Origin of the sequence: Desulfomicrobium orale DSM 12838 (assembly GCF_001553625.1) — a bacterium.
GTDB lineage: Bacteria > Desulfobacterota > Desulfovibrionia > Desulfovibrionales > Desulfomicrobiaceae > Desulfomicrobium > Desulfomicrobium orale.
Window position 1 is genome coordinate 1,947,669 of sequence record NZ_CP014230.1, and the last position, 15,432, is coordinate 1,963,100.

Annotated in this window: 14 protein-coding genes and 1 tRNA gene; 9 read left to right on the forward strand and 6 right to left on the reverse strand. The window is 63.1% G+C overall.

The annotated features are described in order from the left end of the window. Positions 1-64: 64 nt before the first annotated feature. From ruvX to AXF15_RS09045, 6 genes are all read right to left on the reverse strand, one after another. Positions 65-472, reverse strand: a complete 408-nt coding sequence (gene ruvX / locus AXF15_RS09020) for a Holliday junction resolvase RuvX (RefSeq protein ID WP_066606301.1) — start codon at positions 470-472, stop codon at positions 65-67. Continuing rightward, the gene (locus AXF15_RS09025) at positions 469-4,008 is read right to left on the reverse strand and encodes an FAD-binding and (Fe-S)-binding domain-containing protein (RefSeq protein WP_066606303.1); all 3,540 of its coding nucleotides are present in this window, start codon (positions 4,006-4,008) and stop codon (positions 469-471) included. Before AXF15_RS09025 ends, ruvX begins: the two co-directional genes overlap by 4 nt. A gap of 252 nt (positions 4,009-4,260) precedes the next feature. Beyond that, positions 4,261-4,336, reverse strand: a tRNA-Ala gene (locus AXF15_RS09030). Between the two features lie 67 nt (positions 4,337-4,403). Then, positions 4,404-5,108, reverse strand: coding sequence for a 6-phosphogluconolactonase (gene pgl / locus AXF15_RS09035; protein ID WP_066606306.1), 705 nt, complete (start codon positions 5,106-5,108; stop codon positions 4,404-4,406). After that, positions 5,105-6,565, reverse strand: a complete 1,461-nt coding sequence (zwf, locus tag AXF15_RS09040) for a glucose-6-phosphate dehydrogenase (protein ID WP_066606309.1) — start codon at positions 6,563-6,565, stop codon at positions 5,105-5,107. Before zwf ends, pgl begins: the two co-directional genes overlap by 4 nt. Before the next feature lie 62 nt (positions 6,566-6,627). Beyond that, complete coding sequence (locus tag AXF15_RS09045; protein ID WP_066606311.1) at positions 6,628-7,527, reverse strand: DMT family transporter; 900 nt, start codon at positions 7,525-7,527, stop codon at positions 6,628-6,630. A 291-nt stretch (positions 7,528-7,818) separates the two neighbouring features. Between AXF15_RS09045 and AXF15_RS09050 the strand changes: the two genes are divergently transcribed. The 9 genes from AXF15_RS09050 (at position 7,819) to AXF15_RS09090 (ending at position 15,427) form a co-directional block, all read left to right on the forward strand. Continuing rightward, positions 7,819-8,220 carry a hypothetical protein gene (locus AXF15_RS09050; protein ID WP_066606314.1) on the forward strand — a complete coding sequence of 134 codons (402 nt, stop codon included), beginning with the start codon at positions 7,819-7,821 and terminating at the stop codon, positions 8,218-8,220. A 172-nt stretch (positions 8,221-8,392) separates the two neighbouring features. After that, positions 8,393-8,671, forward strand: a complete 279-nt coding sequence (locus AXF15_RS09055) for a peptidylprolyl isomerase (protein ID WP_066606317.1) — start codon at positions 8,393-8,395, stop codon at positions 8,669-8,671. 94 nt (positions 8,672-8,765) lie between these two features. After that, positions 8,766-9,170, forward strand: a complete 405-nt coding sequence (locus AXF15_RS09060) for a hypothetical protein (protein ID WP_066606318.1) — start codon at positions 8,766-8,768, stop codon at positions 9,168-9,170. A gap of 43 nt (positions 9,171-9,213) precedes the next feature. Continuing rightward, a complete protein-coding gene (mtnA, locus tag AXF15_RS09065) occupies positions 9,214-10,251 on the forward strand; it encodes an S-methyl-5-thioribose-1-phosphate isomerase (protein WP_066606320.1) in 1,038 nt (345 codons plus the stop codon). After that, positions 10,248-11,579 carry a ribosome biogenesis GTPase Der gene (gene der, locus AXF15_RS09070; RefSeq protein WP_066606323.1) on the forward strand — a complete coding sequence of 444 codons (1,332 nt, stop codon included), beginning with the start codon at positions 10,248-10,250 and terminating at the stop codon, positions 11,577-11,579. Before mtnA ends, der begins: the two co-directional genes overlap by 4 nt. A 154-nt stretch (positions 11,580-11,733) precedes the next feature. Then, positions 11,734-12,654 carry a branched-chain amino acid transaminase gene (locus AXF15_RS09075; RefSeq protein ID WP_066606326.1) on the forward strand — a complete coding sequence of 307 codons (921 nt, stop codon included), beginning with the start codon at positions 11,734-11,736 and terminating at the stop codon, positions 12,652-12,654. Between the two features lie 160 nt (positions 12,655-12,814). Continuing rightward, complete coding sequence (locus tag AXF15_RS09080) at positions 12,815-13,285, forward strand: DUF5991 domain-containing protein (protein WP_066606328.1); 471 nt, start codon at positions 12,815-12,817, stop codon at positions 13,283-13,285. Between the two features lie 67 nt (positions 13,286-13,352). Then, on the forward strand, positions 13,353-15,134 hold the full coding sequence (gene dnaX / locus AXF15_RS09085) for a DNA polymerase III subunit gamma/tau (protein ID WP_066608861.1): 1,782 nt from the start codon (positions 13,353-13,355) through the stop codon (positions 15,132-15,134). Next, complete coding sequence (locus tag AXF15_RS09090; protein WP_066606330.1) at positions 15,131-15,427, forward strand: YbaB/EbfC family nucleoid-associated protein; 297 nt, start codon at positions 15,131-15,133, stop codon at positions 15,425-15,427. The genes dnaX and AXF15_RS09090 overlap by 4 nt, the downstream gene beginning before the upstream one ends. Positions 15,428-15,432: the final 5 nt, after the last annotated feature.

The following is a 15,432-nucleotide window of genomic DNA, read 5'->3' on the forward strand; positions in this document are numbered from 1 at the left end:
GCTCCGGTTCGGACAATCTTTCGAACCGGAGCCGCTAAGCTGGTCCGGGTCCGCAAACTCCGGCTTATGTTTCCCGCTCCCGCAGAAAGGTTTCCAGAATGCACACTGCGGCCATCTGATCCAGAAGACCGTCACTCTTGCGGGTGGAAACACCCGCCTCGCGCAGCCGGTTCCGCGCCTCGGAAGAGGTCAGGACTTCATTGACCAGATGAATGGGCAGGGCGGTTCTGCGGGCCAGACTGTCCCGGAAATTTCTGACCTGCCGGGTGGTCAGGCTGTCCTGGCCGTCCGTGAGCAGAGGCAGACCCAGCACAATGCCCGTCACGTTTTCCCTGGCACAGATGTCCAGCAGCTCGGCGAAGAGCTTATCACTCGTGGTTCTGGCCAGCGTCCGGTAGGGAAAAGCCAGGGACCCGCCGGACATGGCCAGTCCCACGCGCTTCTGGCCGTAGTCGATGCCCAGAAGCTTCATGTCAGCGTCTGCACGCCGTTTCGGGCTTCGGTCTGGGCCAGCAGGCGGCTGAAATCCTCCATCCATGCCTTGCCATGGCGCAGTCCGGCCAGAAATTCCAGAGTGTGCAGCACCTCGCGGCTGGCGTCCATTTCCAGCAGGGACCGGCTCACGCCGATCTTGCAGGAGGGGCAGCCCACCACGATGGGTGCCTCTGGTGCGTATCCGTCCAGGTCGCGGGTGAGCTGCTCCTTTTTGCGCTGGCGCAGCCGGTTGTAGATTTTGGGAGAGGTCATGGCTCCGAGCCCCGATTCGCCGCAGCAGTGGGGCGAGATGGTCACCGTGGACGAGGTCATCCGGCCCAGTTCCCGGGCATAGATACCGGCGGCCTTGAGGGGCGGCACGCCGGACCATTCGTGGTGGCAGGCCGCGTGGTAGAGCAGGCGTTCCGGTCCGGCCGGAAAGGAGCCGCCCTGCTGCATGATGAACTGCGTCACGTCCAGAAATTCCACCTGCTTGGTTTCCAGGGACTTAAGCTTGTACCCGCGGATGCCTTCCCTGCAGGTGCCGCAGGCCGTGAGCACGGATTTGATGACAAAGCCCGCATCCTCGGTCTGGCGGATGAGCCGGGTCAGGGCGGTCTGGTTGTTTTCGGCCACGCGTTCGGCCCGGTCCCGGCATCCGGAAACCAGCAGCGGGTAGCCGCAGCACAGGTGGTCCGGCGGCAGCACCACGTTCACGCCCGCGTCCAGCAGCAGGCGCACGGCGGCCAGACCGATGGAACGGTAGAAAAGGCCCGCACCGCAACCGGGAAAATAGATTACGGCCCGTTTGCTCCGGGTGGAGGACAGGGTGAAGATGTTGCCCTTGGTCAGGTGCAGGGCTTCCTTCAGGTTGGAGAACTGGGTGCTCGGCCCTTTGCCCCGCAGCAGGGGGCTGTCCAGACGCTGCCGCCAGCTCTGGGGCAGCAGGCTCACGGCGTGATTGCCCACTTCCTGGCCGATGCCCGCGAGCTTGGCCACGCGCGGCAGGGTGGACTGCGGGTCCTGACTCAGCAGATGCAGAATCCGGTTCTTGAGCGGATGCCCGCCCGCGCCCTTTTCCTCCAGATAGGCCCTGGTGTGCAGGGTCACATCCTGAGTCCGGATCTTGACCGGGCAGATGGCATAGCATTTGCCGCAGGCCGTACAGTGTTCAAGAATCTTCTGTAGTTCGCGCAGCAGTCCGGAGTCCGGCTCGCCGCGCTGCAGCTGCGAGTAGTAGATGGCCTCCACCAGCGCGCCCAGAGTGATGTTCTTGTTCCGCGGATGAAAGAGCAGTCCCCGCTGGGGCAGGTACATGGGGCAGACCTGCTTGCATTTGCCGCAGCGGGTGCAGGTCTGCACGTTCAGCAGCAGGTCGATCAGGTTTTCCTTGCCCGGCAGGGCCGTTTTGTTGATGTCCTTGATCAGGCGGTTGAAGGAGAAGGTGTAGGGCACCACCACCAGATCGCGCTGGGTCAGTTTGCCGGGGTTGAAGATGTTGTTGGGATCGATCTTTTTCTTGTAGGCGCGCAGGGCCGCGATTTTTTCCTCGGCCAGAAAGCCGATCTTGGTGATGCCGATGCCGTGCTCGCCCGAAACCTGGCCCTTGAGTTCCAGAACGCGGGTGAAGATTTTTTCCACGGCCTCCTCGGCCAGGCTCAGCATGCGCGGGTCGTTGGAGTTGACGGGCAGATTGACGTGGCAGTTGCCGTCTCCGGCGTGCATGTGGTTGGCGATGACGATGCGCGTGTCCTGCATGTGCTCGAAAATCCGGGTCAGATCCTCGCTGCGCTTGGGATACTTGGATTTCAGATGCTGGAAGAAAAACGAGGTCTGAAGCTGGAATTCCTGTTCGGGCAGTTCTTCCTTGGTGGTCTTGCCGGTGATGACGGACGTGGACACATCCATTTCCATGCGTACGAATTCGTCGTCCACGTCGATGCCGGGAAGCTGCTGCACCTGTTGCAGGGCCTCGCGGTAGGCGATGGCCAGATAGTACAGGTTCTGTTCTTCCAGAAAGTCCGCGAATTCGGGGATGACTCCCAGCGGAATGACGATGTCTTCGTTCAGCTTGAAGCCGCTGGTGCGCTTGGCGATGGCCGAGAGCTGGTGCCGGTCGTGCCAGAAGACCTCGGCTTCGGCCGCGTCGGAGGCCACGAAGCTGTCCACGTTGTCGTAGGCCGAGCAGATATCCACAATGCGGCAGACGGCGGTGAACAGGGCGTCCTCGTCGGCGGAATCGAGCTGCACGATGAGCACCGAGATGGGAATACCGTCGAATTTGTGGGATTTCTTGGAGTATCCGATGGCCTGCACATACTTGATGCCGAATTCCTCCAGGGCCGAGAGCTTGACCAGATCGCCCTGGGTGCGGATTTCGTCGCGCAGGACCACGATGTCGCGGATGACGTACATGGCGTTGCGCATGGAATTGCCGAAAAATTCAAGGCACAGGACCCGGCTGTGGGGCAGGGAAGAGTACACGGTGAAGGTGGCGTCGGCCACGATGCCGTCCACGCCCTCCTTCTGCACGCCGGGCAGGCCGCCCAGAAATTTGTTGGTCACGTCCTTGCCCAGGCCCGTGCCGCGAATCTCGTTTCCTTTCAGCCGGAGGGTCTCCAGAACGGCTCCGGACTCGTCCAGCACCTCGAACACGGCCGTTTCGTCCGGCATGATCTTGTGCCGGGGATGATCCACCCGCCGGACCTCGATCAGTTCGCCCGTGGGCAGGACCATGCGGTAGGAAAGCAGGTTGTCCAGAGTGGTGCCGTACTCGAAGGCGAAGGGGCCGCCCGCGTTTTCAGAGATGTTACCGCCGATGGACGACGCGGCCTTGGAGGCCGGGTCCACGGTGAAGAGCAATCCCTTGTCCGCCGCGGCCTGGATGGCGGTCAGGGTGATGACTCCGGCCTGCACCGAGATGGTCAGATTTTCCGCGTCGATGTCCGTTATTTCCTTCAGACGGCTCAGGCTCAGCACCACCGTGCGCGGCTTGGCCGGCACGGCTCCGCCGGTCAGCCCCGAGCCGCCGCCTCTGGGAACGACGGGAAAGCCCATTTCGTTGGCCAGGCGGATGATGCCCTGAATCTGCCGGACGTTTTCCGGGAATACCACCAGAGCGGGCAGTTCCATGCGCAGATCCGTGGCGTCGGTGGAGCACTCGATCAGGTTGTTGGCCGTGGAAACGATCTGCTCCTTGTCCAGGATGGAACTCAGGCGGGCAATGAGCGCGGCCTTGAATTTTTCGTCGGCCTCGTAACTTTGCCAGAAGTGATCCAGGCATCTGGACAGCTCCCGGAAATAGGCCGGAGACAGCGCGCCCCGTTCGGCCTGGAGGCGGGAGCTGACGCTCCTGCGTACGGTTTTGGCCGGGATGAAGGGGTTGTAGCGGATGATGAACAGCTCTTCGGCCAGACGCAGGGCCAGCTGCTGCAGGTACTCGGGCCAGGTCTGGAATTCTTCCAGAGGCAGGCCCAGCACGCGCTTGACCAGACGTTCGGGAGCCAGGGAAATATGTGGTCCTTTATGGGGCATGACAGATACCGGATGAACCGTTTTTTTCGTGTATTTCCGGGCCGCAATGTCCGGTGTGGACGGGCGGCCGGGGAAAGGTCGTTTTTGGGAGGGATTTTTCTAGACCCAAGCCCGGTACTTGGCAAGGCGCAAACGGCTAGGCCGCATAGTCTGGCGAAAATGCCGGGAGTTTTTGGGGAAGTGCGCGGCGGATATTTGGAAGAAATACAGTTAAAAAAGGCCCGAATATCTATCCAGGCCTTTTATCTTTCTTGGTGGAGATGAGGGGGATCGAACCCCTGGCCTCCGCATTGCGAACGCGGCGCTCTCCCAGCTGAGCTACATCCCCGGCGTGGGAAGGCTGATAGAGAGTCCGGGGTTTCATGTCAACAGATTTGGCCGGGAAAATGCCCGGATCATGCCGGAGGGGGCGGGCATACGTACCAGCACCGGCGGCCGCCCCGGACCCGCCCCGCCGGGAGGCTCCTGTCCCCGGAGCGGATGCGGCGGAGAGGTTCGTGTTTATCCGCTCCCAGCACCAGAAAGAGGACGTTTGCGGCCGCGTCGAGCACGGGCCCGGTCAGGGTCAGCCGGGCGGAAACAGTTGCTCCGGGCGCGGTGGCCGGACTGACGGGCTGGTTGCCGTCTTGAAGGGAACAGCCGGGAAAAATGGACGCCGTATGCCCGTCCGCACCCATGCCCAGCACCAGCAGGTCGAAAACGGGCGGGCGGCATCCGAAAAATCCGTCGAGGGTTTCGGTATAGGCTGCGGCCGCAGCGGCCTGCGGCAGTTCTCCGGGCATGCGGTGAATGTTTTCCTCCGGCACGGGAACGCGGTCCAGAAGATGCCTTCTGGCCGAACCGAAATTGGAATCCGCATGATCCGGCGGGACCATCCGTTCATCCACGAAAAAGATGTGAGTCCGCGTCCACATCTCCGGCGCGAAAAGATCGGCATCGGCCAGATGCCGGAAAAAGGGCAGGGGGCCGCGTCCTCCGCTCAGGGCCAGAGTGAAATGCGGATGCTTCTCTAGAACCGCACGGGCCAGCCGTCCGGCATGGCTGGCGGCCGCCTGGCCGAACTGTTCTTCGTCGGGGAAGAAAAGCCAGGAAGCGCTCATGGCCGCATCTCCAGCACTCTGGCCGGGCCGTCGCTTCCGGCGGGGTAGGGATGCAGGGACGGCGATCCTTCCGGGCAGTCGCACACGTTCAGCACAGGTGTCAGGAATTCCCAGCACAGTTCCACCGCGTCCTGCCGCCAGAAAAGGGTCTGATCGCCGTTCACGCAGTCCAGCAGGACCTTGGCGTAGTCGTCCACCCGATCCTGCCCGGCGCTGCCGTAGGCGAATTCCAGATGGCGGGACTCCAGGCAGAGGCTCGGCCCCTGGCTTTTGGTCTGGACTTCCAGCCGGACCACTTCTTCCGGGTGGATGCCCAGCACCAGACGGTTGGGCATGACCGGCCCGCTGCCGCGAAACATGGACACGGGCACGTCGCGGAACTGGACCTCGATTTTCGTGTGCTTGGTCCGCAGCCGCTTTCCCGAACACAGATAGAAGGGCACGCCCTGCCAGCGCCAGTTGTCCAGAAAGATTTTCATCCAGGCGTAGGTGGGCATGAGGGAACCGGCCCGTACGCCGGGTTCTTCCAGATATCCGGGCACGGGCTGGCCGTCGATCACGCCCGGCCCGTACTGGCCCAGCACCAGACTGTCTTCCAGGGCGTCGGGGTCCAAGGGGCGCAGGGCCCGGAAAACCTTGGCCCGTTCGTCGCGCACCCGCTCGGCTTCGAACACGGACGGCGGCTCCATGGCGCACAGGGCCAGAAGCATCATCATATGGTTCTGGAACATGTCCCGCAGCACGCCCGCCTGATCGTAAAATCCGCTGCGGTGGCCGATGCCCAGGGATTCGGCGGCGGTGATGCGGATGTGGTCGATGTAGCGGCGGTTCCAGACCGGCTCGAACAGGGCGTTGGCAAAGCGCAGCAACAGGATGTTCTGCACGGTTTCCTTGGCCATGTAATGGTCGATGCGGAAAATCCGCCGCTCTGCGAAAAAGCGGTGCAGAACCCTGTCCAGCTCGCGGGCCGTGGACAGGTCGCGGCCGAAGGGCTTTTCCACGACGATGCGCGCGGAACGTCCGCCGCTTTCCCGGGCGAGTCCGGCCTCGCCCAGCAGGGTGACCAGCGGAATATAGGCCGCCGGGGGCACGGACAGATAGAACAGGCGGTTTCTGGGGCGGTCCGCATCCATTTCATCGAGCAGGGCGGCGAGTCTGCCGCCGGATTCGGGGCATTGCGGGTCGATGCGGGCGTAGCTCACGCGGGATACGAGCTCGTCCAAGGCGGGGGGCTTGAGCGCGCCGGAGAGCTTTTCTCTCACGAGGCGCTGATACTTTTCCGGACTCATGTCCGTGCGGCCCGAGGCCACGATGCGGGAGTCCGGGCTGAGCAGGCCGCTTTGGAACAGTACAGACAGGGCCGGGTAGATTTTGCGCATGGCCAGATCGCCGGTGCCGCCGAAGATGACCAGATTGACGGGATCGGCTGTGGGCGTGATGGGACAGGATGGGCTCATGGACGCTCCTGAGGCTTGCGTTTTGATAGTCCGGCGGCCTTCCGAAGCCGCCGCGATATCCGCTACCAGCCCGGCTGGCGGAAGAAAAGGGCGATGCCCGCTAGGGCGGCGATGGAGCCTGTCAGGCTGCGCCGGGAGATTTTCTGGCCCCCGAGCCGGGCCAGCCCCAGGGCGAAGAGCGGGCTGACGGAGACAAGCGTCTGGGCGATGGCCGCGCTGGTCAGCTTGAGGGCCGTCTGTTGCAGCCAGATGCCCAGAAATGTGCCCAGGAACACGGCCACGGCGAAAAGCGCCCAGGTCCCCGCTGCTCCCATGCCGCGCCAGACCTCGCGGCGGAGTATGTCCGGCCGGACCAGGGGCAGAAATACCCACAGGGCCAGCGTGGCCGATGCCAGCCGGACCAGGGCGGCCCAGAGGGATGTGATGGGCGTATTGATCATGACCTCCCTGGACATGACCATGCCCGCAGCCTGGCACAGGGCGGCCAGCGCGGCGAATCCCAGACCGGGCAGATGGATGCGTTCCTTGGGGCGATGTTCCGTCACCACCCACAGAATGCCGCCCATGGTCAGGAAGACGCCCGTCCAGGCCCAGGGGCCGATGCTTTCATGCAGAAAGAAAAAGGCCAGCAGGCCGGTCAGCGGCGGGGCGATGGATTCCACCAGCAGGGTCTGGGCCGGGCCGATGCGCCGGATGGAGGCGAAATAGGCGCTGTCGCCGATGCTGATCCCCACCAGACCGCTTCCGGCGAGCCACAGCCAGTGCCGGGTTTCGAGTTCCGGCGGAGCGTCGCCCAGTATGAGCACGGTCAGGACCAGAAAGCCCACGGCCACGCTGCCCTTGATCAGGTTCAGGAGCATGGCGGGCATCCGGCCGCCCGTGCGGGCGTAGATCATGGTGGAAATGGCCCAGATGAAGGCGGCGGTCAGCGCGGCCAGCTCTCCGGCAAAAGAAAGCGTCACGGGTGGACCTCGGTGTCGCGGAGGGCGGGACGGCCTGCCCGCGCTGGTGTCAGGAGATGCGTCATGCTGTCAGGGAAAAATGTTTCGGGATGGCGTTTCGTACGGACTCTGGCGCTTCCCGTAAAGCTTCGGCGGTCTTGCCAGGGGCCGGGCGGAACGGTACCGCCCGATGTGATGCGCCGGGAATATCCGCCGTGCACTGTGGAGCCAAATGCACGCGGAGCAGCTCAAAAGCATCCAGATTTTTGTTCGTGGTGGAAAATCTGTATCCAATTGTAAAAAGGGGCACCGATGAAGGGCAATCTGCGTTCGATCCTTTCCAGAAAACTTTCCTGGCTGCTGGCCGCATCTTCCGCAATTATGGGCCTGGGGCTCTGCCTCAACATGTACGAGTCCCGGATCGCGGTCTGGCCGAACGCGGTCTTCGCGTCACTCTCACTTCTTTGCGCCTATCTTCTGGGCATCGGATGGCGGCCTCTGAAACGGGCGTTGGCCCTTTTTATGGTGCTAGCGGCGGTCCTTCTGTTTGCCGGGGCGGTCATCGGCATATTGCCGGGCATGGACGCCGGAATCGTGGAGTACCAGCTGGCGGCGGTTTTCCCGGTGGGGATGTTTCTTCTCGCGGCGGCGTATCTGCTCGACTACAGGAAGAAAGACGGCACGGAAAAGGCGGACGGCGGAGACCACGGCTGAAGTCTGCGCCGGCGCGGCCGGCGTTTCCTCCTCTGCCTCATTGTCCGGAATACAGGGCACGGCCGGTGGAAATGCTTCGTCATGCCCTCCATAATCCCTCGCTCCGCCAATCTTGCCAAGGGCCGGGCGGAACGATACTGCCTCCGGAAAAAACGCATCAAGGAGATGAGTCATGCCCAAAGCCAGAGCGCGCCACATTCTGGTGGCCACTGAAGACGTTTGCCAGAGCCTGAAGGAAAAAATCGAGGGCGGTGCCGATTTCGCCGAACTCGCCAAGGAATACTCCCAGTGCCCGTCGGGCCGCCGCGGCGGCGATCTGGGCTCTTTCGGTCCCGGCCAGATGGTCCCGGAATTCGACCGTGTGTGCTTCAACGAGGCCGTGGGCGTGGTGCACGGCCCGGTCAAGACGCAGTTCGGCTACCATCTGGTGGAAGTGACCGAGCGCTCGTAACGCGCCGGATTTCGTCCGCAAGCCGAATCCACAGCGGTTCGGCTTTTTTGTTGGTGAAGAGAAGCCCGTACCAGGGTATGAAACGGAAAGACCAATGAAGAAGAATCTGCGCACCCTTCTTTCCACGTTCATCGCCTGGCTGCTGTCCGGCCTGGCGGGGCTCGTGGGGGTGGTGTTCTGTCTGGGCGTGTTCAATGCCGAACTTGGGAAGGAGATGAGCATGGTCTGCGCGGCCCTTTCTTTTCTCCTCGCATATCTTCTGTGCATCGAGTGGCTCCCGCTGAAGCGGATGCTGGCGTTTCTGCTGGTGCTGGCAGCATTTCTTCTGCTCGCCTTCACGGCCGAACTGGGGCTGCTTCTGGAGATGGAGAGCCGGGTCGAGGACTATGGGGTGATGGATATTTTGCTGGCGGAAGCGTCTCTTCTCGTGGCGGCATATCTGCTCAATTACCGGAGAAAAAACGAAGCGCCGGAAGGCGAAGACGGGAACAACGGCTGAAGGCCGTGCCCCGCGCACGGTTTTCCCGCCATACGAGGAAAGCATGGACGGCCATATTCGCTTTGACACGAAGGATTGCGCGCTGCTCTTGCTGGACCAGCGCAGGCTGCCGCTGGCGGAGGAAACATTCGCCTGCCGCACGGTGGACGATGTGGTTTATGCCCTGCGGACCATGGTCGTGCGCGGGGCCCCGGCCATCGGCGTAAGCGCCGCCTATGCCTGCCGCATCGCCCTGAAGGAGGCGCTCGCGGCCGGTTCCGACTGGGCAGAAGCGCTGCATTCGCTGCTTGACCGTCTGGTCCGGGCCCGTCCCACGGCGGTCAATCTGGCCTGGGCCGTGAACCGGATGCGCGCGGCCTGGAAACCAGGGTGCGATCCCCGGGACCTGGCGCGGACATGGGAAGCTCTGGCCCTTGAGATTCACGCCGAGGACGTGGCCATGAACCGGGCCATGGGCCGCTTCGGCGCGGAACTGCTGGACGACGGTGACACGGTCATGACCCACTGCAACGCGGGGGCCCTGGCCACGGGCGGGCACGGCACGGCTTTGGGGGTGATCCGGAGCGCGGTGGAGGCGGGCAAGAAGATTTCGGTCATCGCCAACGAAACCCGCCCCTTTCTGCAGGGCGCGCGGCTGACGGCCTATGAGCTGCACAGGGACGGCATTCCCGTGACCGTGGCCTGCGACAACGCCTGTTCCCAGCTCATGAAGACGGGCCGGGTGCAGAAGGTGGTGGTGGGCGCCGACCGCATCGCGGCCAACGGCGACACGGCCAACAAGATCGGGACATCCGGCGTGGCCCTGCTGGCCCGGCATTACGGCATTCCGTTCTATGTGGCCGCGCCGGGTTCCACTTTTGATCTGTCCATCCCCGACGGCTCGCATATACCCATCGAGGAGCGCACGCCCGAGGAAGTGACCCACGCCGGCGGAACGCGCGTCGTGCCCGAGGGCGTGGCCGTGGTGAATGAAGCCTTCGACGTGACCGAAAGCGGCCTCATCACCGGCATCGTGACCGAAAAGGGTGTCATCCGCCCGGACCGGGAAAGCATTCTGCGGGCCATGGGAGGCGCTCCATGAACCAACTGCCTCTGGTGGCCCTCATCGGCCGTCCCAACGTGGGCAAATCCACGCTGTTCAACCGCCTGGTCGGCAGGCACATATCCATCACCCACGACCTGCCCGGCGTGACCCGGGACAGCATTTTTCACGACGTTTCCGGCCAGGAGCGGCCCTACACGCTGGTGGACACGGGCGGCATCGTGCCGGATTCCGGCGACGAGATGGAACTGGGCATTTTCGCCCAGGCGCGGGAGGCCATGGCCGAGGCCGACCTCATTCTGTTCGTGGTGGACGGCCGGGAGGGCCTGCATCCCCAGGACGAGGAAGTGGCCCGGTATCTGCGGCAGTCCGGCCGGGAAGCGCGGGTGGTGGTGAACAAGGTGGACGGCGCGGAACAGGAGGAATCCCTGTCCGCTGATTTCTTCGCGCTCGGGTTTCCCATGACTTGCGTGTCCGCCGCCCACGGGTTCGGCATGGGCGAACTGCGCGAGGCCATCAAGGCCGGCCTGCCGCCGGGGGAGCATCCGGACGGTGCGGCCGGGGACGATTCCGCCGGTCTGCGGGTGGCTTTGCTGGGCCGTCCCAACGCGGGCAAATCTTCCACTATCAACGCCCTGCTGGGCAGGGACCGTCTTCTGGTCAGCGCCGACGCGGGCACCACGCGGGACTGTGTGGACGTGCGTGTGGAGATCGGCGGCCGGACATACACCTTTGTGGACACGGCCGGAGTGCGCCGCAAGTCCAGAGTGACCGAATCCCTGGAATATTTCAGCGTGGTCCGGGCCATGCGGGCCGCCCGCCGGGCCGATGTGGTGGTGCTGGCCATGGACGCGGCGGCCGGGGTGGTGGGGCAGGACAAGCGGCTTCTGTCCTTTCTGGACACGGAGAAGGTGCCCTTTGTCATTCTGCTGAACAAGATCGACCTGCTGACCAGGGCGCAGCTGGCGGCGGCGAAGAAGGACATCGTCCGGGAATTCGCCTTTTGCGCCCATGTGCCGGTGGTGTTCGCCTCCGCCGCGACGGGAGCCGGCCTGAAAAGTCTGCCGCCTCTGCTGGATGCTCTCTGGGCGCAGTGTGCCCGCCGCGTGTCTACGGGAGAGCTGAACCGTCTGGTGAAACTGGTCATGGAGCGGCACCAGCCGCCCGTGGTGGGCGGCCGCCGGGGAAAAATCTACTACATGACCCAGGCCGACGCCAAACCTCCGACCTTCGTTTTCTTCGTCAACGACGAAAAGCTCTTCGGCGGCAGCTACGTGCGGTATCTGGAAAACCAGCTGCGCAAGGTCTTCGCCCTGGACAAGACTCCCGTACGCATGGTCTTCCGGTCCAGCCACGAGAAGAAGTAGTCTTTTCCCGGTCCGTTCCTTTCGGGGAACCGCCTGGAATCATGATATTTCAAGAAGTCGCCCGTAGCCACGCTCCTTGACCGGAACCGGGGCTTGGCCTAGTGTTCCCGACGCCATCCGGTCATGTATCACGCCCAATTTTCTGGAGGATTCCATGCAGAAGACGGAAAAAATCTGGTTCGACGGTAAATTCGTGCCCTGGGACGAAGCCCAGGTGCATGTGCTCACCCACACCCTGCACTACGGCGTGGGCGTGTTCGAGGGCATCCGCTGTTACACCTGTGCGGACAGCCAGTCCGCCGTGTTCCGCCTGGCGGAGCACGTGGAGCGTCTTTTTCTGTCGGCCAGAATCAACGAGATGGTCATTCCCCATTCACAGGAAGCCATCTGTCAGGCCATCGTCGAGACTCTGAAAGTCAACAGACTGGCCGAGGGCTATATCCGTCCTCTGACCTTCATCGGCGCGGGCGTCATGGGTGTCAATCCCGCGGACAATCCCATCCAGACCATCATCGCGGCCTGGCCCTGGGGCGCGTATCTGGGGGCCGAGGCCCTGGAAAAGGGCATCCGGGTCAAGACCTCGACCTTCACCCGGCACCACGTCAACGTCATGATGACCAAGGCCAAGACCTGCGGCAACTACGTCAACTCCGTGCTGGCCAAGCGCGAGGCTCTGGCCGACGGCTACAATGAGGCCCTTATGCTCGACGCCGAGGGCTATGTGTCCGAGGCCACGGGCGAGAACGTGTTCATTGTCCGAAACGGCGTCATCAAGACCCCGCCTCTGGGGTCCATTCTGGCGGGCATCACCCGCGAAGCGATCATGATTCTGGCCGGGGACCTGGGATACGAAGTGGTGGAAGAGCGTTTCACCAGAGACGAATTGTACTGCGCCGACGAGGCCTTCTTCAGCGGCACGGCGGCCGAGGTCACGCCCATCCGCGAAGTGGACCGCCGGGCCATCGGTCAGGGCTCCCGCGGGCCGGTGACCAAGGCCGTGCAGGAAGCCTATTTCAAGGTGCTGCGCGGAGAAAATCCGAAATACGGCAAGTGGCTGACCCGGTACAGCATCTGAACCGCGCGGCATGAGCACGGCGGAGTCTCTGTGCCGCGAAAATCCAGGCTTCGGACACAAAGGTTCCGGGCCTGGATTTTCCGCTGGACGGGCCACCCGGAAATGCCCGCATGATTCTCGCCCGAGTGGACTCCGTCCCCGGTTTTCAGGAGAGGACAGCGTGAATTTTCCGTTGAAAGTGGTTGTTCTGTCCGTTCTGGGCTGCATGCTCGCCACTTTGGTGTGGGCCGGAACATTCGACTGGAGCGGCGTCTATCAGTGGGAAGAAGCCGGAGGCCCCCGGGTGAACGGCCTGCACAGCACCGTCACTTATACTCTGACGGTCGAGCCGCGGGATGGAGCCCTGGCGGCTGTTCTCGATGCAACGGGCTTTCAGACTTATGAATCGATGCTGTGCGAAGTCGTGGGCGATGAGGACTCCTTGGCGGTATTTTTCCGCAGTTACGCGGACGGGAAGATGGAAAATTCCTATGGCGTGAAAATATATGATGCGGGTGAATGCCTGTTTACGCTGAAGCGGGCCGGGCATGGATCTCAGGACTCTCTGCTGACCTATTGGGGCAGCCTCGGGAAAAATACGCAGATCTTTGACGGAAAGGTCTGCTTCAGGAAGATGCCGCATCCACTGTAAGACCGGTGCAGTGGAGTGCGCCACGCTCCACGATGCGGCCGGTCCGTTCCCCGGGAATTTTCTCATTATGAATCAGGAAAGCCTCGCAGCCCGTTATCGCCCCCAGACCTTCGCCGAAGTGGCCGGACAGGAGTCGATCAAGCGGATTCTGTCCCGTGCTTCGGCAACGGGACGGGTCGCTCCGGCTTATCTGTTCAGCGGCACCAGGGGCGTGGGCAAGACCACACTGGCCCGGATTTTCGCCAAGGCCCTGAATTGCCGTCAGGGTCCCGCCGAAGAGCCCTGCAACCAGTGTCCGGTCTGCCGCCAGATCACCCAGGGCGCGGCCGTGGACGTGGTGGAGATAGACGGCGCGTCCAACAACGGCGTGGACCATGTGCGCCGCCTGAAAGAGGATGTGGGCTACGCCCCGCTGGAATGCCGCTACAAGGTCATCATCATCGACGAAGCCCACATGCTGTCCAGAGGGGCCTTCAACGCTCTGCTGAAAACTCTGGAAGAGCCGCCGGGGCACGTGACCTTCATCATGGCCACCACGGAGCCGGAGAAATTTCCGCAGACCATTGTCAGCCGTTGCCAGCATTTTGTTTTCAAACGTCTGGGCCTGACCGAACTGACCGCGCACCTGCGCGGGATTCTGGAGCGCGAGAATATCGCGGCCGAACCGGCGGCCATACAGCTTCTGGCCCGGCGTGGGGCCGGTTCGGTCCGGGACAGCATGTCGCTTTTGTCTCAGGTGCTGGCGTTGGGCGCGGGCGAGCTGAACATGGCTGGCGTGCGCGAGGTGCTGGGTCTGGCCGGAAGCGAGATTTTCATGCGTCTCATGGAATGCGTGCGCGACAAGGACCTGGCGGGACTGCACGGGCTTCTCGGGGAGATACTGGATCAGGGTGCGGATCTGGGTTTTTTCCTGCGAGAGCTGGCCGTGTGCTGGCGCAATCTTTTTCTGCTGCGCCAGATGGGTGACGGCGGCCGGGCCCTCATGGACCTGCCCGCCGAGGAAGTGGAACTCTGGGCGGCCATGGCTCCGGGTTTTGATCCGGCCCATCTGCACGCGGGCTGGCAGATGACGCTGGAGAGCCAGCGCCGGGTGTTGTCCAGCATGGAGCCGCCTCTGGCACTAGAGCTTTTGCTGCTCAATCTGGCCTATCTGCCGGAGCTTCTGTTACCCGGCGTATCCCGGCCCGTAGCTTCCGGTACGCCGGCGCGGAATCAGACCATTCCGGGTGCCGGGCGGGAAGTGCCTGCCGCACCAGTCAGACCAGCCCCTTCCGCCGGGCAGATGTATTCCCCCCGCCAGCGTCCGGCACCTGCCGGGAACGTCCCGCCAGCCCGGCCTGATTCCGGGAGGATGGAAGAACTGACGCCGTCCGCCGGGGAAAAGCCGGACGGAAAATCCAGATCTTCCGCCGGACCCGCGCGTTTTGACGAGGCGGCCCGTCCGCCCGCTTCCGAAGCCGCACCCGTCCAGCCGCAGCCATCCGGCCCGCGTACCTGGGACGGGTTCGCCGCTTTCTGCCAGGCTGAAGGGGGCAGACCCATCCCAGGCCTGGACCGGGTCAGGGGCGAAGTGGAGGGCGCAGAGCTGGTGCTGCGGACACAGCACGCCTACCTGCGGGAGCGTCTGGAGGCTTCCCTGTCCCGGCTGGCGGAACTGGCCCGGAGATATTACGGCGAATCCCTGACCGTACGGGTGGACGCGCCCACGGCCCAGACGCGCAAGACCAAGGCCGAACTCAAGAGCATGGCCGACGCCGATCCCGTGGTGCGGGAAGCGCAGGAAATTTTTCAGGCCCGGATCATGGATGTCCGGGCCGCCAACGGTAATTCCAAGGAGAACGGCACATGAACGAACTGATCAGACAGGCCCAGATGATGCAGAAAAAGATGCTCAAAACCCAGGAGGAAATGGCCAAAAAGGAAGTGGAAACCAGCGTGGGGGGAGGTATGGTCACGGTCCGGGCCAACTGCGCCGGAGAAATCCTGTCCGTGAAGATCGATCCGGTGGTGCTGGAAGATGTGGACATGCTGCAGGATCTGGTTCTCTCCGCAGTGAACGAGGTTATTAAAAAGGGAAAGGACCTCATGCAGGGCGAAATGGCGCAGATCACCGGCGGCATGAAAATTCCGGGACTGTTCTAGGAGTA

Excerpts from the sequence above, each read along its gene's own strand:
- ruvX (WP_066606301.1), bottom strand. The coding sequence starts at position 472 with ATGAAGCTTCTGGGCATCGACTACGGCCAGAAGCGCGTGGGACTGGCC.
- AXF15_RS09025 (WP_066606303.1), bottom strand. The coding sequence starts at position 4,008 with ATGCCCCATAAAGGACCACATATTTCCCTGGCTCCCGAACGTCTGGTC.
- pgl (WP_066606306.1), bottom strand. The coding sequence starts at position 5,108 with ATGAGCGCTTCCTGGCTTTTCTTCCCCGACGAAGAACAGTTCGGCCAG.
- zwf (WP_066606309.1), bottom strand. The coding sequence starts at position 6,565 with ATGAGCCCATCCTGTCCCATCACGCCCACAGCCGATCCCGTCAATCTG.
- AXF15_RS09050 (WP_066606314.1), top strand. The coding sequence starts at position 7,819 with ATGAAGGGCAATCTGCGTTCGATCCTTTCCAGAAAACTTTCCTGGCTG.
- AXF15_RS09055 (WP_066606317.1), top strand. The coding sequence starts at position 8,393 with ATGCCCAAAGCCAGAGCGCGCCACATTCTGGTGGCCACTGAAGACGTT.
- AXF15_RS09060 (WP_066606318.1), top strand. The coding sequence starts at position 8,766 with ATGAAGAAGAATCTGCGCACCCTTCTTTCCACGTTCATCGCCTGGCTG.
- mtnA (WP_066606320.1), top strand. The coding sequence starts at position 9,214 with ATGGACGGCCATATTCGCTTTGACACGAAGGATTGCGCGCTGCTCTTG.
- der (WP_066606323.1), top strand. The coding sequence starts at position 10,248 with ATGAACCAACTGCCTCTGGTGGCCCTCATCGGCCGTCCCAACGTGGGC.
- AXF15_RS09075 (WP_066606326.1), top strand. The coding sequence starts at position 11,734 with ATGCAGAAGACGGAAAAAATCTGGTTCGACGGTAAATTCGTGCCCTGG.
- dnaX (WP_066608861.1), top strand. The coding sequence starts at position 13,353 with ATGAATCAGGAAAGCCTCGCAGCCCGTTATCGCCCCCAGACCTTCGCC.
- AXF15_RS09090 (WP_066606330.1), top strand. The coding sequence starts at position 15,131 with ATGAACGAACTGATCAGACAGGCCCAGATGATGCAGAAAAAGATGCTC.